Source organism: Altererythrobacter sp. GH1-8 (genome assembly GCF_043702085.1).
In the GTDB taxonomy this organism is placed as follows: Bacteria; Pseudomonadota; Alphaproteobacteria; order Sphingomonadales; family Sphingomonadaceae; genus Erythrobacter.
On sequence record NZ_CP171690.1, the window covers coordinates 727,041 to 752,183 of the forward strand.

At 62.2% G+C, this 25,143-nt stretch carries 19 protein-coding genes; 8 read left to right on the top strand and 11 right to left on the bottom strand.

All coding sequences use genetic code 11. From position 1 onward, the window contains the following. The first annotated feature begins 13 nt into the window (after positions 1-13). Positions 14-442 (top strand): GtrA family protein, encoded by a 429-nt coding sequence (locus ACG9DO_RS03640; RefSeq protein ID WP_394730366.1) that lies wholly within the window; start codon positions 14-16, stop codon positions 440-442. A 3-nt stretch (positions 443-445) separates the two neighbouring features. Next, the gene (locus ACG9DO_RS03645; protein WP_394730367.1) at positions 446-2,236 is read left to right on the top strand and encodes a hypothetical protein; all 1,791 of its coding nucleotides are present in this window, start codon (positions 446-448) and stop codon (positions 2,234-2,236) included. A gap of 9 nt (positions 2,237-2,245) precedes the next feature. Here ACG9DO_RS03645 and msrB read toward each other — a convergent pair whose 3' ends face one another. The 4 genes from msrB to ACG9DO_RS03665 form a co-directional block, all read right to left on the bottom strand. Next, the gene (gene msrB, locus ACG9DO_RS03650) at positions 2,246-2,752 is read right to left on the bottom strand and encodes a peptide-methionine (R)-S-oxide reductase MsrB (protein WP_394730368.1); all 507 of its coding nucleotides are present in this window, start codon (positions 2,750-2,752) and stop codon (positions 2,246-2,248) included. 59 nt (positions 2,753-2,811) lie between these two features. Continuing rightward, entirely contained in the window at positions 2,812-4,149 is a 1,338-nt protein-coding gene (locus ACG9DO_RS03655; protein WP_394730369.1) for a cytochrome P450, read from the bottom strand. Positions 4,150-4,304: 155 nt separating this feature from the next. Continuing rightward, positions 4,305-5,594: an ABC transporter permease gene (locus ACG9DO_RS03660; RefSeq protein WP_394730370.1), complete on the bottom strand. Its 1,290-nt coding sequence runs from the start codon at positions 5,592-5,594 to the stop codon at positions 4,305-4,307. Next, a complete protein-coding gene (locus ACG9DO_RS03665; RefSeq protein WP_394730371.1) occupies positions 5,594-6,586 on the bottom strand; it encodes an ABC transporter ATP-binding protein in 993 nt (330 codons plus the stop codon). Before ACG9DO_RS03665 ends, ACG9DO_RS03660 begins: the two co-directional genes overlap by 1 nt. A 71-nt stretch (positions 6,587-6,657) precedes the next feature. On the opposite strand from ACG9DO_RS03665, the gene queG reads away from it, so the two are divergent. Continuing rightward, positions 6,658-7,698 (top strand): tRNA epoxyqueuosine(34) reductase QueG, encoded by a 1,041-nt coding sequence (gene queG, locus ACG9DO_RS03670; protein WP_394730372.1) that lies wholly within the window; start codon positions 6,658-6,660, stop codon positions 7,696-7,698. Here queG and ACG9DO_RS03675 read toward each other — a convergent pair. The 5 genes from ACG9DO_RS03675 to ACG9DO_RS03695 form a co-directional block, all read right to left on the bottom strand. After that, on the bottom strand, positions 7,683-8,924 hold the full coding sequence (locus ACG9DO_RS03675; protein ID WP_394730373.1) for an NAD(P)/FAD-dependent oxidoreductase: 1,242 nt from the start codon (positions 8,922-8,924) through the stop codon (positions 7,683-7,685). The two genes, queG and ACG9DO_RS03675, sit on opposite strands and share 16 nt — an antisense overlap. A 72-nt stretch (positions 8,925-8,996) precedes the next feature. Further along, positions 8,997-13,754: an NAD-glutamate dehydrogenase gene (locus tag ACG9DO_RS03680; RefSeq protein WP_394730374.1), complete on the bottom strand. Its 4,758-nt coding sequence runs from the start codon at positions 13,752-13,754 to the stop codon at positions 8,997-8,999. Between the two features lie 258 nt (positions 13,755-14,012). After that, positions 14,013-14,996, bottom strand: coding sequence for an LLM class flavin-dependent oxidoreductase (locus tag ACG9DO_RS03685; protein WP_394730375.1), 984 nt, complete (start codon positions 14,994-14,996; stop codon positions 14,013-14,015). Then, entirely contained in the window at positions 14,996-15,883 is an 888-nt protein-coding gene (locus ACG9DO_RS03690; protein ID WP_394730376.1) for a tetratricopeptide repeat protein, read from the bottom strand. The genes ACG9DO_RS03685 and ACG9DO_RS03690 overlap by 1 nt, the downstream gene beginning before the upstream one ends. After that, complete coding sequence (locus ACG9DO_RS03695) at positions 15,884-16,648, bottom strand: alpha/beta hydrolase (RefSeq protein ID WP_394730377.1); 765 nt, start codon at positions 16,646-16,648, stop codon at positions 15,884-15,886. Between the two features lie 293 nt (positions 16,649-16,941). Here ACG9DO_RS03695 and thrS point away from each other — a divergent pair, with 293 nt between their 5' ends. Next, the gene (gene thrS, locus ACG9DO_RS03700) at positions 16,942-18,954 is read left to right on the top strand and encodes a threonine--tRNA ligase (RefSeq protein WP_394730378.1); all 2,013 of its coding nucleotides are present in this window, start codon (positions 16,942-16,944) and stop codon (positions 18,952-18,954) included. A gap of 9 nt (positions 18,955-18,963) precedes the next feature. On the opposite strand, the gene ACG9DO_RS03705 is transcribed toward thrS, so the two are convergent. After that, positions 18,964-19,104, bottom strand: a complete 141-nt coding sequence (locus tag ACG9DO_RS03705; protein ID WP_394730379.1) for a hypothetical protein — start codon at positions 19,102-19,104, stop codon at positions 18,964-18,966. A gap of 36 nt (positions 19,105-19,140) precedes the next feature. After that, complete coding sequence (locus tag ACG9DO_RS03710; RefSeq protein WP_394730380.1) at positions 19,141-20,130, bottom strand: agmatine deiminase family protein; 990 nt, start codon at positions 20,128-20,130, stop codon at positions 19,141-19,143. An 81-nt stretch (positions 20,131-20,211) separates the two neighbouring features. On the opposite strand from ACG9DO_RS03710, the gene ACG9DO_RS03715 reads away from it, so the two are divergent. From ACG9DO_RS03715 to ACG9DO_RS03730, 4 genes are all read left to right on the top strand, one after another. Next, positions 20,212-22,926, top strand: coding sequence for a bifunctional [glutamine synthetase] adenylyltransferase/[glutamine synthetase]-adenylyl-L-tyrosine phosphorylase (locus tag ACG9DO_RS03715; RefSeq protein WP_394730381.1), 2,715 nt, complete (start codon positions 20,212-20,214; stop codon positions 22,924-22,926). Continuing rightward, entirely contained in the window at positions 22,923-23,396 is a 474-nt protein-coding gene (locus ACG9DO_RS03720; protein WP_394730382.1) for a peroxiredoxin, read from the top strand. Before ACG9DO_RS03715 ends, ACG9DO_RS03720 begins: the two co-directional genes overlap by 4 nt. Next, positions 23,393-24,226: a ferritin-like domain-containing protein gene (locus ACG9DO_RS03725; protein WP_394730383.1), complete on the top strand. Its 834-nt coding sequence runs from the start codon at positions 23,393-23,395 to the stop codon at positions 24,224-24,226. Before ACG9DO_RS03720 ends, ACG9DO_RS03725 begins: the two co-directional genes overlap by 4 nt. 138 nt (positions 24,227-24,364) lie before the next feature. Continuing rightward, complete coding sequence (locus ACG9DO_RS03730) at positions 24,365-25,075, top strand: M23 family metallopeptidase (protein WP_394730384.1); 711 nt, start codon at positions 24,365-24,367, stop codon at positions 25,073-25,075. Positions 25,076-25,143 lie beyond the last annotated feature (68 nt).

A 25,143-nucleotide genomic window follows, 5' to 3' on the forward strand; every position in this document is an offset into this window, starting at 1 on the left:
GGGAATTCTGCCAATGACCGCTTGGCTGACCAGACTGCGCGATGTGCGCTTCGTTCGCTATGTCATGGCGAGCGTTGGCGCGCTGGCAGCAGACGTGGGCGCATTCCTTGGCTTGCTCGCGCTGGGCGTCGCGGCAGCACCCGCCTCAGCGATTGGATATTCCTTCGGCATTGCCGTGCATTGGCTGGTTTCCAGCCGCGCTGTATTCCACGATAGCGTGGCCGAAGAGCGCGGCGCACGTACCTGGCAGAAGGCCTTGTTCGTGCTCTCTGCCCTGGTGGGACTGGGCCTGACCACCGTCATTGTCGGATTGGGCGATGCGGCAGGATTCGACCCGCGCCTTGCCAAGCTGGCGGCTATAGCGGTCAGTTTCACCGCAACCTGGCTGCTGCGCGCACAAATCGTGTTTCGAGCCAGGAAGCAACAGCCGGGGCTGGGCTGAGCCATGCTGGTTGAACGTCGCCGTTCCGCGCTCACGCCAGACCTTTTGATGCGGGTTGGCCTGTTGTGGGTCCTGATCGCTGCGCTTGCGCTGCTCAACAATCTGCACGAGATCGCCGTACGGCTTTACCCTGATCCTGACGACATAATGCGCCTTGTTCAGGTGCGCGACCTTCTGGCCGGACAAGGCTGGTTCGACCTGACGCAATACCGCGTCGATGCGGGCGCTGGCGGTGTCGACACACATTGGTCCCGTCTCGTCGATCTGCCGATTGCGGCGGTGATCTTCGTGCTGACGCCGCTGCTGGGGTCAAGCGCGGCAGAGCTTGCCGCTCTGATCATCGTCCCGCTGTTCACCTTGCTCCTTGCAATGCTGCTGACCGCGCGCATTGCGTGGCGACTGATCGGAGAGGCAGAGGCGGGCTTTGCCTGTGTCGCGATGGCCCTTTCCATGCCGCTGCTGTTCCAGTTCGGCCCGCTGCGGATCGACCATCACGGCTGGCAGATCGTCTGCGCCCTGCTCGCCGTCAACGCCCTGATGGCGCGCGACGCGAAGGTGGGGGGATGGCTCGCCGGCCTGGCGATATCAGCCTGGCTGGCGATCTCGATCGAAGGCGCTCCGCTGGCGGCTATGCTCGTAACCCTGGTCGCTACGCGCTGGTTGCGCAATCGAACCGAGGGAGAATGGCTGGTCCATTTGACGCGCTCGCTGTTCGCAAGCTCGACAGCACTCTATCTCCTGACGCGAGGCTTGCCGGGGCTTGAAACGCCGTGCGATGCGATCGGCACGGCGCACCTCGCAGCAATGGGATGGATGGCTGCGATCACGACCGTCATGGCACGTGCAGAACCCTTGCCGCGCGCGGGTGTCCTGCTCGGCTTCCTGATTGCCGCTGGCGGCAGCCTTGGCGTGATCGGATGGAGCACTGCACATTGCGCCGCGAGCGGTCCGCTCGGCATCGATGCGGTGCTGCGCAGCTTCTGGCATTCGCAGATTGGCGAAGGCCTGCCGATCTGGCGGCAGGACCTGCGCACCGGAATGCAGATTGTGATTCTGCCGCTGCTGGGGATCTTTGCATCGCTTCAGCTTACCGCACAGTCGCGCGACTGGCTGCGCCGGTGGTGGGCGGACTACACGATCATTCTTGTAGCGGCGCTGATCATGGCGTTGCTGGTTGCCCGAGCAGGGGCACTGGCTGGCGCGCTCGCCGCCGCTCCGCTTGGCTGGCAGATCGACCAGTGGCTGCGCCGCATTCGCCTTATCGACAGGCCGGGCAGGAAAGTCGTGGCTCTGGCGGCGGTCGCTTGCGCCTTGCTCCCGGCCCTGCCGCTCACGGTGCTGGCCGTCGCGATGCCGGCCCAGGCCGCGATTGTCGGCACACCTATCGGCTCCGGCCCGGTCAAGGTCTCGTCCTGCCGGATCGCTGATCATGCCGATGCGCTCGCGGCTCTGCCCAAGGGCGAAATCTATGCTCCGCTCGACATTGCGCCGCGGCTGCTCCTCGAGACGCCGCATAGCGTAATTGCCACCGGCCATCACCGCGGGGCGGAAGGAATGCGGCAGGTCATCCAGATTGCCACGGGCAGCGGGCAGAATGCACGCGAGGTTTTGACCAGGCGCGGCACGAGCTATGTTGCGCTGTGCCCTGATCTCAGCGAGCCTGCGCTCTACATCAGTGCAAGCCCCGATGGCTTCATGGCGCAGCTGCGCGATGGCGATGCGCCTGACTGGCTTGAGCCGGTCGAGCTGGAAGCGGACACGAGCTTCCGCCTGTGGCGCGTGCGCGCCAGCTAGCGCGCGACATCAGGCAGAACGGAAATCCAGCGCCAGCCCGTTGATGCAATGCCGCTTACCGGTCGGCTTGGGACCGTCGCCAAAGATATGACCCAAGTGCCCACCGCAATCCGCGCAATGCACTTCGGTGCGGGGATAGCCGATCTTGTAATCGGTGCTGGTTGCGACAGCGCCCTTGGCAATCGGTGCCCAGAAGCTTGGCCACCCGGTGCCGCTGTCATACTTTGTCTTGGACGAATAGAGCGCGTTGCCGCAGCCGGCGCACACGAAAGTGCCCGCGCGCTTCTCGTCATTGAGCGGCGAAGTGAAGGGCGGCTCGGTGCCTGCTTCGCGCAGGATGCGGTATTCTGCTTTCGTCAGCCGCTTGCGCCATTCCGCATCGCTCAGGGAGACAGGAAAGGTCTTCGCCTGCGCGGGTGCAACGCCGCACGAAGCGAGCACCGGGATCGAGACAGTGAGACCGAGGCCTGCGAGCATCTGCCGCCGGCCAATCGCTGGAAAGTTCTTTTGTTCCATACCTCTATATACGCTGCAGAACCGCGAAAGGTTTCACCTGCGCGGATTGGCGCGCAGTATTAGAATTCCGTGATTTCGACTTCCAGCTTGCGGAAGCCGTGGACGAAGTTCGCTCGCACACGTTCAATGTCGCCCGCGACATGCACGCGCATCCGGCGCTTGTGAAGCTCTTCCAGCAGAACGCGCAATTGCAGCTCTGCGAGGCGCGCACCGACGCAGCGGTGAATGCCATAGCCGAAGGCGATGTGGCGGCGGGCGTTTTCGCGGGTGATGTCGAGCTTGTCGGGATTTTCGAACAGTTCTTCATCGCGATTGGCGGAGATGTACCACAGCACCACCTTGTCGCCCTTCCTGATCTGCTGGCCGAACACTTCGGTGTCTTGGGTGCAGGTCCGGCGCATATGCGCAAGCGGGGTTTGCATCCGCAGGATTTCCTGCACTGCATTGGGGATCAGCTCCGGTTTCTGCTCGAACAGCTTGCGCTGATCGGGGTTCTTGTCGAGCTGATAGATGATCCCGCTCATCGAATTGCGAGTGGTGTCATTCCCGCCGACGATCAGCAGCACCAGATTGCCGATGAATTCTTCCGGGCTCATCTGGTTCATCGCTTCGGAGTGGATCATCATCGAGATAAGGTCGTCGCCTGGCTCCTTGTCATGGGTCCGCTCGATCCACAGCGACTGGAAATAGGCCGCCATCTCATGGAGGAAGCCCCAGCGCATCTCGTCCAGGGCGCGCACGGTGGCGAGTTCGGTATCGCCCGACCAGTCCGACCAGAAGGTCAGCAGGCGGCGGTCTTCCCACGGAAAGCCAAACAGGATCGCGAGCATGCCGGTGGTCAGTTCGATCGAAACCTTGTCGACCCAGTCGAACACCTCGCCGCGCGGGAGGCTGTCCAGAAGCTCGCCCGTGCGCTGGCGAATTTCGCCTTCCATTTCCGCCATGCCGCTAGGCGTGAACTTGGGCGCAACCGTGCGCCTCTGGCCGGTGTGCTGGGGCCGGTCCATCGCGATGAACATCGGCAGCTCGCGCCGGTCAAATCCGCTTTTAGCGATTTCTTCTTCGCTGAGCCGGTTGAGGATGGTGATCCCGCCATGTTCCCAGCTCGAAGAGAAGACCTCGGGCAGTGCCTCGATATGCTGGATCGCCTTGTGGCCGACCACCGCCCAATAAGGGCCGAACGGGCTTTCTGGAATGTAATGCAGCGGGCCAGCTTCGCGCATTTCCTTGAAGATCGGCTGCCAGGTGTTGTTGTAGTAGATGTCGCTGCGGCTCACATCCCACTTGTGCGGGTGAGCCGGGCGCTGCTCGGGATGCTCGGAAAAATAGTCCTTGAGCGCTTCATAAGCGGTCGGCGAGGTGCGACATTCCGGGCGCTGCGGGGCAAGCGTGGCCATTTGATCTCTCTCCCGTGGTGGCGACTCCATGGCCGCACAATCTCACTGGGTGGCACTGTCACGCCTATCGACAGCAATGTCAATATAGGTTGCCAAAACGAACCTATTTGCAGGATTGTGACAGCGCCCGCGTCGCGCCGACATGCTGCCTGTCGTTACGCGTATGCCTTGCGCCCGCGCAGCCGGTCGAGCCAGCTGCGCTTCACCTTGGCATGTCCGCCGCTGCCGGATTTCATCACGCGCTTGCGGAACAGGGTCGAGCCCCATTTGATGAACAGCAGCACCCAGATTGCCTGGTAGATGAACGCGGCGAGATGCGGCCAGATCAGGTCGCTGCGCGCTGCCATTGCGGTCATCGCGAAGGGCGAGCTGAACGGAAACAGCACGGCGATCATGTCGACCACTGACCAGCCCCCGACGATGGCAATCTGGGTGAAGAAGAAGATGAACAGCTGCAACATGGTGACGGGCATGGACAGGGTCTGCACTTCGCGCACGGTCGATGCGAGCGCACCGATCGCGAGAAAGACAGAGCCGAGCAGCAGATAGCCCATCGAGAAATTGATTATGAACAGCAGGATGAAAAGCGGCCAGCCCACGCCGGGCTCGGACAGCCCCATGATCAGCTGCTTGATCCCGCCAAAGTCGCCTGCGAGCAGCAGCACCGCTCCCAATGCGGAGGCCCATACGGCAATCCCCACCAGCGATACGGCCAGCATGGCAAGCAATTTGCCGAGGAACACCGCCTGCATCGGCAGCGCAGCCGCGAGGATTTCGATGATCTTGTTGGCTTTTTCCTCGACCAGATTGGACAGCACCATACCGGCAAGCAGCATGGTCAGCAGGAACAGCAAGGTGATCGATATCTGCGCGGTGTTGCGGCGCTGGCTCTTGGTCTTGGCCCCGCTTACATCATTGATCTGCGTCTGCAGCGCCGGATAGCTCACATCGGTTTCATTGCGCGCCATGGACAGCTGCACGGCGAGGATGCCGCGCCAGGCGTTGACGCGCGCCTGCGTTCCGGTCAGCACCGGATTCTCCAGTGTTCCCGTCAACGTGGCTCCGGTCCTGCCGCTCGGATCAGCGAGCAAGGCGGGAATATCGATCGGTTGGGCACCTTTCCCCGGATCATAGATCGTGAAATGCGGGATCGCATTGTACCCCAGCTCGCGCTCGATCCGGTGGTGGGCGGCCAGCAATTGCTGGATATCCTCGCTCGGCATTTGCAGCGCAATCCGCGTGTCATTGCCGCGCTCGACAGCGGCTGCGCCAATCCCGCCGGAAAGCGCGAACACGATCGCAGGGAACAGCGGGCCGAGCAGGAAAAACAGGAAACTGCGGCTAAACAGGATCGCGACGAAATCGCGCCGGGCGATGACCCATGCTGCCTGCCAGTGCGACAGGCGCGACTTGGCCTGAGGGTCCATGAGAGCTGCGTCCATCATCAGCCTGCCTTCCCTATGGTATCGGCTTCCATTGCGCGTGCGGCCGCTTCACCTGCGATATGGACGAAGGCATCATGTAACCCTGCCCGCTCGATCGAAAGCGAAAGGATTCCGGCATCGCCTACGATAAGTTGCCGCAGCAAGGGCTCGATCCCGCTTGCGGGCAGCGGGAAATAGAAAAAGTCGCCTTCGCGGCGAGTGTCGGCTGGCAAAGCCTGCATCCATGCCCCTTCGCGGGCGCGGGTCTCCAGACGAACCTGCGCAGGGATCCGGTCACGTGCGGCCTCGACGCTGCCCGCATAGGGCACCTTGCCGCCGGCAATGATCGCAACCCCTTCGCACAGGCGCTCTGCATGATGGATGACGTGAGTTGAAAAGATGACCGTCACGCCATCATCGGCCAGAGCACGGATCATCGTTTCCAGCTTGCCCTGGTTGATCGCGTCGAGCCCGCTGAAGGGCTCGTCCAGCACCACGAGGCGCGGTTGATGCACCAGCGTGCCAAGCAGCTGGACGGTTTGCGCCATGCCCTTGGAAAGCTGCCGGATCGTGCGTTCCGCGGCATGGCCGAGATCATGCCGCTCCAGCAGTTCGCGGCCACGCCTGCGCCCTTCTTCCAGCGAAAGGCCGCGCAGCGCGCCGAGGAAGGCGATCGCGTCTATCGCTTTCATGGTCGGATAGAGCCCGCGTTCCTCGGGCAGATAGCCAATCAGGCGGGCAATATCGTGCGGATGGTCATGTCCGAAGATGCGCCGCACACCTTCATCAGGGTCAATAATGCCCAGCAGCATGCGCAAGGTTGTGGTCTTGCCTGCCCCGTTCGGGCCAAGCACGCCATAGATCGCGCCCCGACGCACAGCGAGGTCGACACCGTCAACGGCAAGCGTCCCGTCGAAGCGTTTGACGAGGCCGCGCGCTTCGATCGCGAGCGCACGGCTGTCCGAATCAGGCGAATTGCCTGCCGGTTTAAGTTGGCTTACCGCTACATCCATTCCGCCCGATTAACCCTGCGGACTAAACGGGAGCAACCCCAAGCGTGGTTAACGCAGCGCAAATCTCTGATTTGAAAGTTCGGCTCCGGGCTGAGGCCGGGCGACTGGGCTTCGTCACATTTGGCGTTACGTCAGCGGCAGAGGACCCGGTCCGGACCAGGCGACTGGAGCAATGGCTGGACGCAGGCAATCATGGCTCCATGACATGGATGGAGGAGCGCAAAGGCCAGCGCGCTTCGCCCCAAGGGCTATGGCTCGAGGCGAAAAGCGTGATCGCGCTGGGCATGAGCTACGCGCCTGCGAGCGATCCGCTTGCGCTCGAGGCTCATCCGGACCGCGCGCGGATATCGGTCTATGCGCAAGGTCGGGACTATCACGATACGCTCAAGAAACGGCTCAAGGCTCTGGCGCGCTGGCTGATCGCGCAGGAACCGGAGAGCGAGCTCAAGGTGTTCGTCGATACCGCACCGGTGATGGAAAAACCGCTGGGCGCTGCAGCGGGGCTAGGATGGCAAGGCAAGCACACCAACCTCGTCAGCCGCGAGCATGGCAGCTGGCTGTTTCTTGGCGCGATCTACACGACGCTCGAACTCGGGCCTGACACGCCGCATGAGGATCGCTGCGGTTCATGCAATGCGTGCCAGGCGGCGTGCCCGACCGATGCATTCCCCGCGCCCTATCAGCTCGATGCGCGGCGTTGCATTTCCTACCTTACGATCGAGCACAAGGGACCGGTTGACGAGGAACTGCGCAAAGGTCTCGGCAACCGCATTTACGGCTGCGATGATTGCCTTGCGGTGTGCCCGTGGAACAAGTTTGCTCAGAGCGCGGCGCGGCATCGCGATTTCCTCCCGCGCGCCGAGCTTGTCGCGCCAAGGCTCTCGCATTTGCTGGCGCTGGATGATGCGGGATTTCGCCGGCTGTTTTCCGGTTCCCCGATCAAGCGGATCGGGCGAGACCGGTTCGTCCGCAATTGCCTCTATGCCGCGGGCAATAGCCGCGATCTCAGCCTGCTTGCACCGGTTGAAAACCTGCTTGACGATTCCGATCCGGTGGTCGTGGAAGCGGCGCAATGGGCGCTTGCACAATTCGCCGATCAGTCGCGGACGTAGATCAATTCTTTCAGGGGGACGTCCGGGTTGGCCAGCAAGTCCGGATCGATCTGCTGCGGACCGCTTTCCAGCAGCTTGCGCCCCTGGACATAGTCCTTGACGGTGTTGACGCAGTCGAATGCGATCGGGCGGCCTTCCTTGAGATAGACCAGCGTGAACTTGCGGTCCGACGGATCGCCGCGCAGCACGGTCTGGTCATGGCCCAGGCTCAGCCCTGCAGTCTGCAGCTTCAGATCATACTGGTTGGACCAGAACCATGGCAGCGCGTGATAGGGCTCCTTATCGCCCATGATCGCGCGGGCAACGCAATTGGCCATGTCATTCGCGTTCTGGACCGATTCCAGCCGGATGATCGCTCGATCTGCGAAGTCGTTGGCATGCGCTGCGCAGTCGCCGATAGCGAAAACATCATCGAGCGTGGTGCGGCAGAATTCGTCGACATCGACGCCGTTGGAACCGGTGGCACCTGCCGCAATCAGCGGGCCGACCGAAGGTACGATGCCGATACCGACAATTACCATGTCGCACGGGATGGAGCTCCCGTCTGCAAGCCTGACCGAGGAGACGTGATCATCCTCGCCTTCGAGCGCTTCGACTTGCGTGTTCAAGCGGACATCGACGCCCTGGCGGCGGTGTTCGTCTTCGTAGAAGCGGCTCAGCTCTTCTCCTGCGACCCGAGCCAGGACCCTCGGCAAGGCTTCGAGCAGCGTCACTTCGCGGCCCAGCTTGCGCAGCACAGCCGCCGCTTCAAGCCCGATATAGCCGCCGCCGATGACAACGACTTTCTGCGCGCCGCCTTCCAGCGCCTGCATGATCGCATCGACATCGCGCCTAGTGCGCACGCAGTGCACGCCTTTGAGATTGGCACCTGAACAGGACAGGCGGCGCGCATCGCCACCTCCGGCCCAGATCAGCTTGCGATAGCCAATGCGCGAGCCGTCAGAGAGGACGACCGCGTGGCCGAGCCCGTCGATTTCCGCGACCGGCGCGCCGAGCCTCAAGTCGATAGCCTTGTCCGCCCAGAACTTCTCCGGCCGGATCAGAATGCGTTCAAACGGCTTGTCGCCCGCGAGGTATTCCTTGGACAAGGGCGGACGCTCATAGGGCGGTTCCTGCTCCCGCCCGAGCAATATGATTGAACCTTCATGACCCTGCTGGCGCAGCGCAATCGCGGCCTGTGCGCCGCCATGCCCCGCCCCCACGATGACAATATCTGCGTGATCCATAGGCGCGTCCGTCGGCGCAAATACAGACAAGGTCAAGCCCTCGGAATGGCGGGTATCAAAGCCGTGCGAACCCTAGCGCTCCAGCAAATTGCGCGCCTGGCTGGCGATTTGCGCCAGTGCGACAGGTGAGACGGGGGTCTGCGCCTGCGCCCGCGAAATGGTCGAGCGGAATTGCGCGATGGCATCTTCGTGCTTGTCTGTCCAGTTCTCAACTGCCGTCTGCGGATCGTTCTTGGCAGACTTCTTGCGCAGCTGGCGACGCAGGAATTCAAGCCGCATCTGCTGGAAGTCGCGGGCGAGACCGCTGACCAGCGGACGCTCCCAGATATCGGACGGATTCATCATCGCTGCAGTGCTCTGTGCCCACCCGAGGCCAAGCCGCTCTCCGATCGTGGTGAATGCACGAGTGAGCTCCTCGGCATCGATTTCAGCTTCGAACGCGAGCTGTGCGAGGCCCGTTGCCCCATCCATGTCGAACAGGGTCGCAACCGCATTTGCGAGCTTTTCCGGAGCACCCGCGTCACGCAGTTCCGCGCACAAGGCCGCCGATTGCTTACGCGCTTCGCTGGCAATCAGGCGGTCGGTCGCATCGGACAGAGTGTTGATCCTGTCGCCCAGATCCTTCGCGAGCTGTTCGATCTCGATCTTGCCGCCGGTCGTGCGCAAGACGTCGGACATCAGGTTCGCGGTCGCCGCCGCCACCCTGTCAAGCAAGCGCAGGCGCGCCTGTTCCGGCATCGACTGCTCTTCGATCGCCGTCCACAGCTGCGGCAGGTCGAACAAGGTCTCAACCGCGACGAAGCTCGCGGCGACTTGCGACAGGTCGACCCCTTCTTCCTCGGCGAGCTCGAACGGGTGGATGATGCCGAGCCGGTTGACGATCCGGTTGGCAAGCTTCGTCGCAACGATTTCCGCGCGCAGCTGGTGGCCCGCGATCTGCTTGGCAAAGTCCTCGCGCATTTGCGACGGGAAGCTTCCCACCAGCGTGGATTTGAGGGTTTCCGCCTGCGGGAGGCGACTGTTTTCGATCGCGTCCTGCAGCACGAGCTTGGTCGATGACAGCAGCACGGCGAGCTCTGGACGGGTCAGCCCCTGTCCGTCAGCGGCTCTGCGGCTGAGTGTCTGGTTATCCGCCAGCCCTTCGGTCTTGCGATCGAGCGCGCCTCGCTGCTCAAGCGTTTCAATCAGGTGGATCTGCGAATCCATCGCCCGTGGACCGCTCGATTCAGCCACCGAAAGGGCGAGTGCCTGCAAGCGGTTGTCTTCCAGCACGATGTCCGCGACATCGTCCGTCATTTCTTCGAGCAAGGCTATACGCCGCTTTTCCGAGAGCTTGTCTGCGCGGCGCGCATCCGCCAGCGCAATCTTGATGTTGACCTCGTTATCCGAGCAATCGACGCCTGCCGAATTGTCGATGAAGTCGGTGTTGCCGCGCCCGCCATTGAGGCCGAATTCGATCCGGCCCGCCTGCGTGATGGCAAGATTCGCGCCTTCTCCGATCACTTTGGCATTCAAGTCACGCGCATCGACCCTCAGCAGGTCATTGCCGGGATCGCCGACGCTGGCATTGTTCTCGCTCGACGCCTTGATGTAGGTGCCGATGCCGCCGAACCAGAGCAGGTCAACCGGGCTTGTGAGGATCGCTCTGATCAGCGCTTCCGGCTCCCACTCCGCCTGCTCCACACCGAGCGCTTTCTGCGCAGGCTTGGACAGTTTGATCGACTTCGCATCGCGTGAATAGACGCCGCCGCCCTTGGAAATCAGGCCCTTGTCATAATCGTCCCAGCTCGATCTTGAGAGTTCGAACATGCGCTTGCGTTCTTTCCAGCTCTTGGCCGGATCAGGATCGGGATCGATGAAGATGTGACGGTGGTCGAACGCTGCCACCAGCTGGATCGCTTTCGACAGCAGCATGCCATTGCCGAACACATCGCCCGACATGTCGCCGCATCCTGCAACGCGAATGGTGTCCTTCTGCACGTCCACGCCCTGCTCAAGGAAGTGGCGCTGGACGCTGACCCAGGCACCGCGCGCAGTGATGCCCATTGCCTTGTGATCGTAGCCATTGGAGCCGCCGCTGGCGAACGCGTCGCCGAGCCAGAAGCCGGCCCTTTCGGCGATTGCGTTGGCGATGTCGGAGAATTTGGCAGTGCCCTTGTCCGCGGCCACCACGAAGTACGGATCTTCGCCGTCGCGGATCACGACATTGGCCGGATGCACAACCTTGCCATTGACGAGGTTGTCGGTCACGGAGAGCAGCGTGCGGATGAAGACCTCGTAGCTCGCCTGACCTTCCGCCGCCCAAGCTTCGCGGTCACGCGCCGGTGATGGCAGCTGCTTGGGATAGAACCCGCCTTTGGCGCCAGTCGGAACGATCACCGCGTTCTTAACCCGCTGCGCTTTCATCAGGCCGAGAATTTCCGTGCGGAAATCGTCGCGGCGGTCGGACCAGCGCAAACCACCGCGCGCAATCGGGCCCGCGCGTAAGTGGATGCCTTCGACCCGGCGCGAATAGACCCAGATCTCACGCCAGGGGATCGGCTTGGGCAGGTTCGGGACAAGGCTGGAGTCGATCTTGAAGGCCAAGGCTTCGCGCGCGGCTGGCGCAAAGACATTGGTCCGCAGGATCGCTTCAATCAGCGCCTGATAGAGCCGCAGCAAGCGGTCGTCATTGATCGCGTTCACCTTGGCCAGACCGCGCTTGATAGCGTCCCTCGCTTCCTGCGCCGCATCGTCGCGGTTACCCTTGAAATCCGGCTGGTGGCAGGCGCGCAGTTGGTCGATCAGGGCGCGGGTTACGCTTTGTGCTCCGCTCAGCGCATCGACCACGGTGTAGATCGTGAAGCTCATTCCCGTCTGGCGCAGGTAGCGATAGAAAGCGCGCAGCCAGTCCGCCTCCTCAGCGCTCAGGCCGACATTGACGACAAGACGATTGAAGGCATCGTTTTCGGCATGGCCGTTGAGCACGGCGGCAATCGAGTCTTCAATCGCATCAGCACGTTCGAGTACGGACTCAGCGTCGCTGCCTTCCGGTGTGTCGAGCGTGAATTCGTGGATTGACCCCAACTCGGTCCCAGCCAGGACTGTAGGGATTTCCTTGATCACGCGGAAGCCGAAATTCTCCAGTGCGGGCACAACGTCGGACAGCGGCAAAGCGCCTTCGTGCTGATAGATTTTCAGCCGCAGTCGGTTGTCGGGGTCCTTGTCGAGCCCGTAGAACCGCGCGGATCGCAACTTGTCCGGGGCGCTGTTGAGGGAACGCAAGGCGATCAGATCGCGCGCCGCTTCGGCCGCGCTGTAACGTTCGCGATATTCGATCGGGAATTCGTTCGCGTGGCGGGTTGCGATGGCGGCCGCCCGGCCTGCCTCCTCGGTTTCCGCCAGGTGCCGCTCGACCGCTTCGCCCCAGCCGCGCAGCATATCCTGCAGCCGGGCTTCGAGGGCGGCCTGATCGAAATCCAGTCCATCGGCTGCGGCGCGAATATCCAGCACGAAGCGCAGCATGGCGAGATTGCCGCCTTCGACTTCGAGGCTCCAGTCGAGCAGCTCGATGCCGTCGCCTTCGGTCAGCATGTCCTGGATCATGTGGCGCACCCGCGTCGCCAGCATGTCGCGCGGCAGCCAGACGAAGGCAAACACGTGGCGGGCAAGCGGCGCTGTCACCAGTGCGAGGCGCGGGCGCGGCCGGTCGACCAATCCCATCATGGTGGTCGCAAGCCGCGCGACATCGTCGCTGGCAAAACCGACCAGCAAATCGTGCGGCAAAGCGGTCAAGGCATGGACCAGTGCCTTGCCGTCATGGCTTGACGCGGCAAAGCCAAGTCGCTCCGTTAGCTGGTGAAGCGTTGACCTGAGCACCGGGACCTTGGCTGGAGGCGTGGCCAGCGCGGCACTGGTCCAGACGCCTGCATGGACCGACAGCGCCGTGACCTTGCCGTCCTCGCGCTGCGGCACGATGAACAGGTCAAGCGGGACGCGCCGGTGGACGCGCGAGGCCTGATTGGCCTTGACCACCAGAAGCTCGCGCGGGGACTTTGCGGGCGCATCGTCGAACCAGGCGAACGCGCGCTGATAGCTTTCATCCGAAAGCAGGTTCTTCGCGCCCTTGCGGCATACACCCAGAACCTTGGCATGGCCGCCATCGCGCTGCCGGGTGACATGGCCGAGCTGCGTCAACATGCCGGAATTGAACCATTCGAGCAGCGCTGCATTTTCTTCGTCCGCCAGATGCGCGGCATCCTCTCGCATTGCGTCCTGCAGCTTGGGCCAGTCGACCACTGCAGCACCGACATCCATCAGGGTGAGGCGCAGTTCCTTTTCCAGCTCGCGCCGGTCGCGCGCATCGACGCGATCCGTTTCGATGTAGATCAGCGATTCGCGCTGCCCCTTCGCCTGAGACGATCCTGCCGAGAGATCGGTCAGCGTGCCCTTGGAGTCGCGCTCCACCTTGACGACCGGATGCACCAGCCGGTCAATCGCAAGGCGCTGCGCGGCAATCGCGGCAGCGACGGAATCGACCAGGAACGGCATGTCGTCGTTGACGATCGCGAGGCGGGTGAAGCGGCGCTCGTCACTGGCACTGGAGATGGTAATTGCGCTGCGCTGCGGATCACGCGAGGCCGCGGCTTCAAGCACAAATCGCGCTGCTTCCTCAAGCGGCTTCCCGGAGAAGGGAGTGTCACCTGGCAGCAATGAGTCGCGCATCGCCTTTGCGAACTGATCGACGCGCTGGGGCGTCACAGACCCGTGATCCGACTGCGCGCTTGACGGGTCTCTGGATGCCTTGGATTTCAGAGGCTTGGGCGATTGTGAAGGCGTCTTGGCGGCCATATCCTGCTCCTGCCTGCAGACAAAATTGCGCAATATTATTTTCTGTTATTGCACGATTAATTCGTGAATAGGCTTACCGGCCGATCCGGGCAAGCGAGATTTTTTTTGCCCGAGCTACCCGTTCAATCAGCAAACGCTCTACAACCAGAGTGCGCTTTGCGGATTGGCTCTTTCCCTTCCGGCAGTGATGCAGCGCGTTTGGTCCTCGGTGAAGCCGGGCTTCACAGCTTCGGTTAAATCCCCGCCGGATCCGTTCGTTCAGGCCGACATGGCCCCCCTAGTCAGTTTGAGCGAGCGGATCCGGTCTTGGGGTTCATAGGTTGCGCCTGCAACGATTATTTCATCCGCGCCGGTGCGTTTGGCGAAAGCGTTGATGTGTTCGGCAACCTGCGATGGGGTTCCGATTGCCGCTGCCTGCCCCAGATGCTCCAGCATGGCGCGCGCCGAGGCGGGCAAACTGTCGAGATAGTCAGGAACAGGCGGCGGCAGCTTGCCTGGCGACCCGGTACGCAGGCGGACAAAGCTCTGCTGCTGGCTCGAAGCGAGCAGCCGTGCCTCCGCTTCCGTCTCAGCGGCAAACACGTTCATCGCGACCATTACACGCGGCTTCTCGCAATGCTCCGAGGCTTGAAAATCGCGGCGGTAGAGCTCCAGCGCGGTGTCGAGATGGTCAGGCGCAAAATGCGCCGCAAAGGCATAGGGCAGCCCCAGCCGCGCGGCGAGCTGCGCGCCAAACAGGCTTGAACCCAGCATCCAGAATTCTGGTTTCGCGCCGCGTCCCGGTGTCGCCTGAATCGCAAGATCGTCCTCGCCTTCCATCAGAGCCATTAGCTCAACCACATCCTGCGGGAACATCTCCGCCGCGCGGTGGAGGTCCTTGCGCAACGCGCGCTGCAATTCAGGTCCTGCACCAGGAGCGCGTCCCAGCCCGAGGTCGATCCTGCCCGGAAAAAGTGCATCAAGCGTGCCGAACTGCTCAGCAATCTGGAACGGGGTGTGGTTAGGCAGCATGATCCCGCCAGAGCCGATCCGGATGCTGCTGGTCGCGCTGCCGATATGGCTCAACACGACTGAAGTCGCACCACCCGCAATGCCTTCCATGGCGTGGTGCTCTGCCACCCAGAAACGCTTGTAACCATGCGTCTCTGCCGCCTGTGCAAGCGCGGTGGTGGCCTGCAGTGCTTCTGCGACGCTGCCGCCTTCGCGTACCGGGACGAGGTCAAGGACCGAAAGAGCGACCATCAGGGAGAAGGAGCTGTCCCTGCCAACTGCGCGAGATAGGCGCGCGCCGCGTCGGCTTGCGGACTGTCGGGGGCCAAGTCGATGACGGAGTTCCAGCTGCTGCGCGCGGCATCGTCGCCCCCGCTCAGCACGGCGATAACACCCGCTTCGAGCGCGATGTCGGGATCGCTCGGCGACAGTATGCTCGCCTGCTCGATCATTTGCTGCGCTTCGACCAGCCGCTCCAGCCGCCGCATCAGGGTCGCGGAAAGCAGCCAGGCCTCGGCAGATTGCGGATCGAGCCTCGTAGCTGCGGCGAGCTTGGTTTCAGCCTGCGCCGTCTCTCCCCGCGCGACGAGAATGCGGGCCTGATCGAGCGCGGCGAAGGCCGCGAGACGACCATTGCCCGCCGCTTCGGCGTCGCGCTCAGCCTCGCTCAGCAGGATCGCGGCATGCTGCTGGCGTTGATCGGCAAGCGCAGCGTTACCAGCCATGATCCCGAACCGTGCGCGCAGGCTGAGTTCGCTTTGATCGGTGTCGTCCCGCGCCGAGGTGAAGGCGCTCAGTGCATCTTCGAACAGCTCAAGATTGATCGCGGCAAGGCCAAGGCAGTAATTCGCGACGACCTGATCCGCGCCGCTGGTCTCGCTGCGCCGCAATTGTGCCTGGACATGCGCGCGCGCAGGGTCCGTTTCGACCAGCTCGAGGCAATTGGTCAGCCAGCCATCATCCTTGGCCCCGATCAGCGCGGCGGGATCGGGCTGCGCAAAATCCAGCTCTTGCTGACGTGGTTCTCGTGGCGGGCGGTCCTGTACCATGGCCGAGTGATCCTCAATCTGCCCGAACATCGGGTTAGGGCCGATCTGGAGCAGAATAATCGGAAGCACAGTTGAAGCAATGATGGACATTCAGTTCTCTTTGGCAGGGTGGTCGATCTCGGCGAGCAGCTGTGCGCAGGTCCTTGTCAGGAGCGCTATGTCTGCATCGCGCGAGAGGCGGTGATCGCCATCCTTGATGAAGAGCGTCTGCACATTGTCTGAACGCAGCGCTTCTGCGAGGGCCAGGCTGATCTCCCACGGCACATCATCGTCGCGCTGCCCGTGCAGCAGCCGCACCGGCGCATCGATTGCGATTGTGCGATCAAGCATCAGATTGGCCTGACCGTCCGCCCAGAACTTTGCGTGAATAGGCGTGGGGTCCGGTCCGTATGGGTTTTCGTCGTAGACCGTTTCTCCAGCGCGCAGCTTCGCCTTGTCAGCATCGCTGCGGCCCCATTGGGTAAAGTCGGGCGCGCAGGCGATCCCGACAATCCCGGCGAGTCTTGGCCCCAGCGCTTCGCCTACCATCAGCATCAGCCAGCCACCCATGGAGGAGCCGATCAGCAGCACTGGCTGACCTTCACTCTGGGCCTCGATCAATTCGAGCACTTCATCGCGCCAGATGCTGAGCGATCCGTCTGCAAAGTCGCCCGAGCTCTGGCCGCAGCCGGAGTAATCGAGCAGCAAGGCTGCGCGGCCTTGCGCTGTGGCCCAATCGAACACCGCGGTCGCCTTGCCGCCATCCATGTCGGACATATAGCCGGGCAGGAACACCAGCATCGGGCCAGTTCCCGCAGTGTGGCGAAAGGCGATCTTGCGCTCGTTCCTGAGCTTGTGAAACTGAACAGCAGTCATGACCGCCTCATGCCCGCTGCATGCCGCAAAATGCAAGCGCAGGCTGGTAAGGTAATGACATCGCAAGACACTGGGTCTATATGGTCCGCCATGGCCAAGCTGCTGACGACCACGACCACAACTACCACCTCGGATATCCGGGGGCGGTTGGTCGCGGCATAGTCGCAGTCACCGCCACCCGGTTTCGGGTGGCGCGGTGTCCTCCCGAAATCGGAAAATAAGCCTCACACCGTACTTCAAGCGCGCGTGGCATTGTGCCATGGGCGGTTCAAACGAGATTACCAGAGATTGAAATGACCGAACTTCTCAAGATCAGCCTGCCCGATGGATCGTTGCGCGAAATGGAGCCGGGCTCAACGCCGGCAGATGTGGCTGCGGCGATTGGGCCCGGTCTTGCCAAGGCGGCACTGGCTGCGCGCGTGAATGGTGAAGTGCGGGATCTCAATCGGCCTTTCGATTGCGATGCAGAGCTAGCGCTGATCACTTCGCGCGATGAAGCGGAAGCGCTCGAGCTCGCGCGCCATGACTATGCGCATGTGCTGGCAGAAGCCGTGCAGGCGCTCTGGCCCGGAACGCAGATCACCTTTGGGCCTGCGACCGATGACGGGTTCTACTATGATGTGATGGCACCGGCCTCTCGCGAACCCTTCGGCATGGATGACTTGCCCGCGATTGAGGAAAAGATGCGCGACATCATCCGGGCTGATAAGCCGCTGCGGCGTGAAGTCTGGTCGCGCGAACAGCTGATCGAAAAGTGGGAAACGGAGGGCGAAAGTTTCAAGGCGGAATGGGCCAAAGAGCTTCCTGAAAACGAAGAGCTGACGGTCTACTGGTCAGGCGATGACTGGCTCGACATGTGCCGCGGACCACACTTGCCGAGCACCGGCAAGCTTGATCCCGATGCGTTCAAGCTGATGCGCACCGCTGGCGCTTACTGGCGCGGCGACCAGAAGAATGCGCAGCTGACCCGCATTTACGGCACCGGCTGGCTCAACAAGAAGCAATTGAATGCGCACCTTCACCGGCTGGAGGAGGCTGGCAAGCGCGACCACCGCAAGCTTGGCCGCGAGATGGACCTGTTCCACTTGCAGGAAGAAGCGCATGGCAGCGTATTCTGGCATCCCAATGGCTACCGGATCTGGCGCGAGCTGGAGGCCTATATGCGCCGCAAGATGGACGGCGCAGGCTATCAGGAAATCAAGACGCCGCAGCTGATGGATGTGCGTCAATGGACCCAATCTGGCCACTGGGGCAAATATGCAGAGAACATGTTTGCAGTGCCGGACATGGTGCCTGAAGTGAACGAGGACGACGGTGCGGCCTCGCCCAAGGTCGCGGCTGATGCCGAGTGGATGGCGATCAAGCCGATGAACTGCCCGGCGCATGTGCTCGTCTTCAAGCAGGGCATCACCAGCTACAAGGAGCTTCCAATCCGGTTGGGCGAGATGGGCTGTTGCCACCGCAACGAGCCGCATGGCGCGCTGCACGGGCTGATGCGGGTGCGCCAGTTCACGCAGGATGATGCGCATATCTTCTGCACGGAAGAACAGGTCGTCGATGAAGTGCGCGCCTTCTGCAAGCTGGCGGACAGCGTCTATCGCGACTTCGGTTTCAGTTATCATGTCAAGCTGGCTCTCAGGCCGGAGAAGCGCTTTGGCTCGGATGAGGACTGGGACAAGGCGGAGCAGGAATTGCGCGATGCTGTGGCAGAGGCCGGCATGGCGAATGACGAATATGGCTGGGAAGAACTGCCCGGTGAAGGGGCGTTTTATGCGCCCAAGCTCGAATGGCATTTGACCGATGCGATCGGACGAACCTGGCAGGTCGGCACGATCCAGGGCGACCGCGTGCTGCCTGAACGGCTCGATGCGACCTATATCGGTGAAGATGGCGGACGCCACCGTCCGGTCATGCTGCACCGCGCGATTTTCGGTTCGTATGAGCGTTTTATCGGCATTCTGATCGAGCACTTCGCGGGGCGCATGCCGGTGTGGCTTGCGCCCGTGCAGGCGGTGATTGCGACCATTGTGTCGGACGCTGATCCTTACGGGCAAGAAGTCGCAGCGAAACTCGCTGCTGCGGGCATCCGTGTTGAAACCGACTTCCGCAATGAGAAGATCAACTACAAGGTGCGCGAACATAGCCTTGCGAAGGTGCCGCACCTGCTGGTTGTTGGCATGCGCGAAGCTGAGGAAGGCACGGTCGCTATCCGTACGCTGGGCGAAAAGGATCAGCGTGTCATGCCGCTCGACGAAGCTGTTGCGATGCTGAAGGCCGAAGCCACTCCGCCTGATCTGCGGAGCTGATTGTCCAAATCAAAAAGGAAGCGCGCGGTCAGCGACGATGAGTGCGACGGCGCAAGTCGAGACCAGCGTGATGCGGATCACTTCGAGCCGTACCTCAGCAACCTTATGTGTCAGCTGAGCCGCGCGCGTAAGAGAAATGGGTTTGGACATTGACGGTCATAATGCCTCGCGAATCCTAACGGGTCGTTAAGAACACGCCTGTTCCAATACCGGCATTTGCTGGCTGGCGCAGTGAAAGCCTCCGCCGCCTGCCAGAACCGCATCGCCGGGCAAGCCGATGGTCGCGCGATCTGGAAACAGCTCGGCAATCGCCGCAACGCCTGCATCGTCGTGCGGCGAGCCGAAGGTGGGTACCACCACCAGATGCGTGGTAATCGCAAAATTGACGTAGCTTGCGGGCTCGATCGCGCCATCGCGGACGATCCGACCGGGTGAAGGGATTTCGTGAACCGTGAGGCCCGCGCCCAGCAGACGCGCCTTTGCATCGGCATAGATTGCCGCATTGGGATCATCGGGCCCGGTCGCTCGCGGCAAGACCACTTCACCGGGAGCAACAAACCGCGCAAGGTTGTCGACATGGCCATCGGTGTGATCATTGATCAGGCCATCGCCTAACCACACGATCTGCGTTGCGCCGAGATCCCGCTTGAGGTGCTGTTCAATGTCCTCCCGGGTCAATTCCGGATTGCGATTGGGATTGAGCAGGCACTGTTCTGTTGTGAGGATGGTGCCAGTGCCGTCACCGTCAATCGCGCCGCCTTCCAGCACCCAGTCCGACTGCTCGACTGGCAGGCCGGCATCGCGCGCAAGCTCCGCGCCAATTGTCTGGTCGCCCGGCATCAGATACTTCCCGCCCCAGCCATTGAAGCGGCAGCGCAGCGCGGTGCCATTCTCGCGCACCAAGGGGCCCGTATCGCGCAGCCAGATATCGCCATAGGTTCGGCGCTCCAGCGTGACGCGGTCCGAGACCAGCGCTTTCGCCCGCGCTTCATTGGTTTCGTCACGGACCAGCAGGCGAACCTCCTGCCCGCTCTCTGCCACAGCTTTCGCGAAGCTCGCGATCTGTTCCTGCGCGGGCTCGAGGGAGCCCGGCCATTCTTCCGCCAGATGCGGGAATCCGATCCACAGCCAGCGCTGCGGTGCCCATTCCGGCGGCATTTGAAGGGACGACGACATGACGCCCCTTTGCATGACGCTTTGCGCTCGATCAAGCACGGCGTCCTTGCCTCGAAGGTGAAGGGTGGGCAGGGAGAGATCATGGCATTGGATCATCGCACGGTTGACTGGGATGGCGCACTTCGCCGCGCACGCGCGCATGCGCCGTTTCTGGCCCGCGCGCTCGACCGTCAGGCTGAGCTTGCCGGATTGCTTGCTCGAGGCGAAGGCGAGGCTGCGCTTGACTGGGCGCGGGCACAAGCCAATGAGACTTCTGCACTTGCGACTGGCCTGCGGCGCGAGCGGCTGGGCCTGGCAACTGCGCTTGCCATCGGCGATCTTGCGGGCGCGTTCGATCTGACCCGCGTCATGGCGGAACTCTCCAGCCTGGCGGACCGCGCGCTTGACCGCGCGATAACGTCGGTCATCCAGCGCCGGGTGGAGGGAGCAGCGCCTGCCGGAATGATCGCGCTGGCGCTTGGCAAGCATGGCGCAGGCGAGCTCAACTACTCGTCTGATATCGATCCGATCCTGCTGTATCATCCTGCCACCCTGCCGCGGCGTTCGAGCGACGAACCGGGCGAAGCCGCGCAGCGCTATGCGCGCGGAATCGTGGCGATGCTGAGCGATCAGAACGCCGACGGTTATGTCTTCCGGGTCGATCTGCGCCTGCGGCCTGCCAGCGAAGTCAGCCCGCTTGCCATTTCATGCGATGCCGCTCTGACCCATTACGAAAGTTCGGCGCTGGCATGGGAGAGAGCGGCATTCATCAGGGCACGAGCAGCGGCAGGCGACATCGGTGCAGGCACGGATTTCCTCGCAGCGATTCGCCCCTTCGTATGGCGTTCGAGCCTCGATTATGGCGCGATCGACGACATTCGCCGCCTGACTCAGCGCATTCGCGCGCATCATTCCGGGCCGCGCGAGCCAGGCCCCGGGTTCAATGTGAAAACCGGGCGCGGGGGCATCCGAGAGGTCGAATTCTTCGCTCAGACCCATCAGCTGATCCACGGCGGGCGCGTTCCCTCGCTGAGGGTGCGCGGGACACGGCAAGCACTTGATGCCTTGGCCAGCGCGGGCTGCATCACTGCTGAAGATGCGACAGTGTTGGGTGAAGCCTATGACCGGCTGCGGGTGGTCGAGCACCGCTTGCAGATGGTCGAGGACCGCCAGACTCACAGCCTGCCAGCGGGCGATGCGCTGGACAGTGTCGCTCAGTTGGAAGGCCTTAGCGGCGGCGCAGCACTGGTCGACGAGCTTATGGCGATAACCAACCGGGTGGCAGAACGATACGACACCTTGATCGAAGAGGAAGATCGTACACACATCGCCCTGCCGACAGCCCCCGACGCGCTCTCGCGGCAATTGGCGCAGCTAGGTTTCGACGATCCTCAGGCGCTCGCAGAACGGATTGTCGGGTGGCGCGATGGCCGCTATCGGGCCCTGCGTTCCACCGCAGCGCTCGATGCGTTTGATGCAGTCCTCCCGGCTTTGCTGGAGGCCCTGGCAGAGGCGGATGCGCCCAACCGGGCGTTGCTGCGCTGGGAAGCTCTGCTTGCCTCGGCCAGTTCCGCGATCAATCTTTTCCGCTTGTTGGAAGCGCGCCCGGCCTTGCTCGATCAATTGGTGGCGGTGCTGAGCCTTGCCCCTACTCTGGCGGAGGAACTCGGGCGTCGGCCTGAACTGCTCGATACGCTGATCGATCAAACCGCGCTTGATCTGCCGGGTGATGTGGAAGCGCTGGCCGCGCGCATGGAGGCCGGCGATGCCTCTGAGAATTACGAACGCGCCCTCGACCGCATTCGGATCGTAACCGGAGAAGTGCGGTTCGCCCTTGGCTTGCAATTGATCGAGGCAGTCCACGATCCGCTCGATATTGCCGCTGCTCTTTCGCGCACTGCGGAGGCAGCCTTGCTGGTGGCTCAGCGTGCTGCAACACGGGAGTTTGCGCGCGTCAATGGCACAATCCCGGACAGCGAATTGCTAGTGCTCGGACTGGGCCGGCTTGGCGGGGGTGCGCTGACGCACGCATCCGATCTCGACATCATCTACCTGTTCACCGGAGCGAGCGGGACGGAATCGGATGGCAGGCGGCCACTTGGCGCGACGCTTTACTATAACCGCCTGGCCCAGCGTGTGAGCGCGGCGCTCTCGGTCCCCACCGCGCAGGGGGCCTTATATGAAGTGGATACGCGGCTGCGGCCGCAAGGGGCGCAAGGCCCGCTTGCAGTGACACTGGAAAGCTTCGCGCACTATCAGCGCAAGGATGCCTGGACCTGGGAGCATATGGCACTGACCCGCGCGCGCGCGCTAACCGGATCACAGGCTGCGCGCGAAATGCTCACAGCTGTGATTGACGAGGTGCTTGCGCAAAAGCGCGATCCAGACGTTCTGCGCGCCGACCTGTTGAAAATGCGTGCGGAGATCGCCACGCACAAACCTGCCAAAGGTGTGCTGGATGCCAAGCTCTTGCGCGGCGGCCTGGTCGATCTGGAATTCCTCGTTCACTTCCTGCAACTGAGGGATCGCAAGGGACTTGCGCCGGATCTCTCGCTGGCAATCAGGGAATTGGTTGAAGCAGGCTTGCTGCCCGAGACGATTGTGCCCGCTCATCACCTGATGACGCGGTTGCTAGTGGCGACGCGACTGATGGCGCCAGACCTCGCCAAGCCGCCCAAATCGGCTGCGAGAGCGCTGGCGAAATCCTGCCAATGTGCAGACTTCAAGGAACTCTTGGACAAGTTCAGCGCTGCACGCCATGAAGTCGCGCGATGCTGGCGCGACGTGTTTGACGAAGAATTGGAGCGAGACGAATGAGTGAATTTGCAGAAGCTGGCCAGCCCATCCCGGACATCGCGATGGAGACACCGGACGGTGGCAGCGTGAAGCCATCGGACTTCAAGGGTCAGAAGCTGGTGATCTTCTTTTATCCGAAGGACAATACGCCTGGCTGTACGACAGAGGCGAAGGACTTTTCGGCGCTCAAAGCAGCGTTCGACAGGGCTGGGGTTGCGCTGCTGGGTGTGAGCAAGGATTCGCCCCGGATGCATCAGAACTTTATCGCCAAGCACGGTTTGGCGACCCCGCTTGCGACCGACGCGGAAAAGGATGGTCTCAGCGACGCGCTCGGCATCTGGACGGAAAAGCAGATGTACGGAAAGACTTACATGGGCATGGTCCGCTCGACCTATCTGGTCGGTGCTGACGGCGTGATCGCGCAGGCCTGGAACAAGGTCAAGGTGAAGGGCCATGCAGAAGAAGTTCTGGCAGCCGCGCAGGCGCTTTGACCCTCTCTGATCGCCTGGTGCCCGCCTCAGCCTGTCTCGTGACCGGAATTTCGCTTGCAATTCGTTCCGCGCTTCTGACGCCAGATCCGCGGGCGAAGGTCTTTGCAACGCGCCATTTGGTGCGTGCGTGGCGCAAGGGGCAGCTGGCGTGGGATTTCAGTACGTCGATGCCGGATCAACCGGCGTGGCCGGACCGACCTGAACTGCTCGCCCCGAACCAGATGCCAAAGCGCGGCAAGGGCGGTTCGGAACGGGGGCGGATCGCCCTGTGGCATTCGCTGGCGCATATCGAATTCGTGGCGATTGACTTGGCGCTCGATATGGCTGGGCGCTTCGGCGAGCAGATGGGGGAGGAATTTGTCGACGATTTTCTGAGTGTTGCTGCCGATGAGGCGATGCACTTCGCGCTTCTTTCGCGCAAGCTGGAAAGCCTTGACAGCCACTATGGCGCCCTCCCCGCCCATGCTGGCCTGTGGGAAGCCGCCTGCGAGACCCGGCACGATGTGCGCGCGCGCCTCGCGATCGTGCCGATGGTGCTGGAAGCGCGCGGCCTCGATGTAACTCCGTCCACTTTACGACGGGTTGAGGCACAAGGCGATACGCAGGGTGCCATGATCCTCAAACGAATCCTTGACGACGAAATCCGCCATGTCGCCTTCGGGACCAAGCACTTTATCGATTCGGCCAGAAAAGCCGGAGAATCGCCGGAGTCGCTCTGGCAAACGCTCGTTTCAAGGCACTTTCGCGGGCGTATTAAGCCACCGTTCAACGACTCAGCGCGGATCGCTGCCGGTCTATCGCGGGACTACTACGCCGCTATTGCTTCGTAAGGTTTTGCCCAGCTAACCCAAAATCAACCACGCGATCCGGGCGCTTTTCCTGTCTGCGATTCGCATTCTGACGAAGGCTTCGGCCCGGGTTGGAAAAGCAAATTCAGTGCGCTCTCGCGCGGCAGAGACGGGTCGAAAATGGGATCAAACGCAACATTCAAGGCGATCAAGGGCGCATTCGTTGCCCTCGCAGGAATCGCGACGATTGCGGCTTCCCCGGTCATGGCGAACAGTTCAGCTGCCGCCGTTGATGTCAGCGATGCTGCCAATCGCGCGCAGGAAAGCTCGCTGAATTCCGGCGACACCCGCTTCCGGCAGCTTTTTGCAAGCTGGGAAGCGCTCGATGCGCCTGAGACAGAGGGCACGGTGCAGCCCGCGATCTCCATCCCTTCACGCAACCCACTGAGCAATAGCTACCGCCTCAGCAGCGGCTACGGCATGCGTAATCATCCTGTGCTGGGTCGCCGCAAGGCGCACAAAGGCATCGACCTGGCTGCACCCACTGGCACCCCGGTGTATGCGACCGCTGATGGCATCGTGACCAAGGCCAAGTGGTTCTCAAGCTACGGCCTTTACATCAGCATTGACCACAGCGCCGATCTCGAGACCCGCTACGCCCATCTTTCCAAGCTCGCGGTTGAAGCGGGTGAATTTGTGAAGAAAGGCGACCTTATTGGCTATGTTGGGTCCACCGGACGGTCGACCGGTCCGCACCTTCATTATGAAGTGCGCATTGACGGGGTAGCGGTAGATCCGCTGCCTTTCATGGCCGAAAGCGAAGCACGGTTCGCACTTTCAGATAGCAGCGAAAGCGCGGATCTTGAGCAGGATGGCCAGGGCGGCGAGTAAAGCTTGCTGATACGGTTTCCCGCCTGGAAGCGGGTTCGAACATAGGAGAGGATGTTCGAAGATACAGG

Coding starts and splice junctions, on each gene's coding strand:
- ACG9DO_RS03640 (WP_394730366.1), top strand. CDS start 14: ATGACCGCTTGGCTGACCAGACTGCGCGATGTGCGCTTCGTTCGCTAT.
- ACG9DO_RS03645 (WP_394730367.1), top strand. CDS start 446: ATGCTGGTTGAACGTCGCCGTTCCGCGCTCACGCCAGACCTTTTGATG.
- msrB (WP_394730368.1), bottom strand. CDS start 2,752: ATGGAACAAAAGAACTTTCCAGCGATTGGCCGGCGGCAGATGCTCGCA.
- ACG9DO_RS03655 (WP_394730369.1), bottom strand. CDS start 4,149: ATGGCCACGCTTGCCCCGCAGCGCCCGGAATGTCGCACCTCGCCGACC.
- ACG9DO_RS03660 (WP_394730370.1), bottom strand. CDS start 5,594: ATGATGGACGCAGCTCTCATGGACCCTCAGGCCAAGTCGCGCCTGTCG.
- ACG9DO_RS03665 (WP_394730371.1), bottom strand. CDS start 6,586: ATGGATGTAGCGGTAAGCCAACTTAAACCGGCAGGCAATTCGCCTGAT.
- ACG9DO_RS03675 (WP_394730373.1), bottom strand. CDS start 8,924: ATGGATCACGCAGATATTGTCATCGTGGGGGCGGGGCATGGCGGCGCA.
- ACG9DO_RS03680 (WP_394730374.1), bottom strand. CDS start 13,754: ATGGCCGCCAAGACGCCTTCACAATCGCCCAAGCCTCTGAAATCCAAG.
- ACG9DO_RS03685 (WP_394730375.1), bottom strand. CDS start 14,996: ATGGTCGCTCTTTCGGTCCTTGACCTCGTCCCGGTACGCGAAGGCGGC.
- ACG9DO_RS03690 (WP_394730376.1), bottom strand. CDS start 15,883: ATGTCCATCATTGCTTCAACTGTGCTTCCGATTATTCTGCTCCAGATC.
- ACG9DO_RS03695 (WP_394730377.1), bottom strand. CDS start 16,648: ATGACTGCTGTTCAGTTTCACAAGCTCAGGAACGAGCGCAAGATCGCC.
- thrS (WP_394730378.1), top strand. CDS start 16,942: ATGACCGAACTTCTCAAGATCAGCCTGCCCGATGGATCGTTGCGCGAA.
- ACG9DO_RS03705 (WP_394730379.1), bottom strand. CDS start 19,104: ATGTCCAAACCCATTTCTCTTACGCGCGCGGCTCAGCTGACACATAAG.
- ACG9DO_RS03710 (WP_394730380.1), bottom strand. CDS start 20,130: ATGTCGTCGTCCCTTCAAATGCCGCCGGAATGGGCACCGCAGCGCTGG.
- ACG9DO_RS03715 (WP_394730381.1), top strand. CDS start 20,212: ATGGCATTGGATCATCGCACGGTTGACTGGGATGGCGCACTTCGCCGC.
- ACG9DO_RS03720 (WP_394730382.1), top strand. CDS start 22,923: ATGAGTGAATTTGCAGAAGCTGGCCAGCCCATCCCGGACATCGCGATG.
- ACG9DO_RS03730 (WP_394730384.1), top strand. CDS start 24,365: ATGGGATCAAACGCAACATTCAAGGCGATCAAGGGCGCATTCGTTGCC.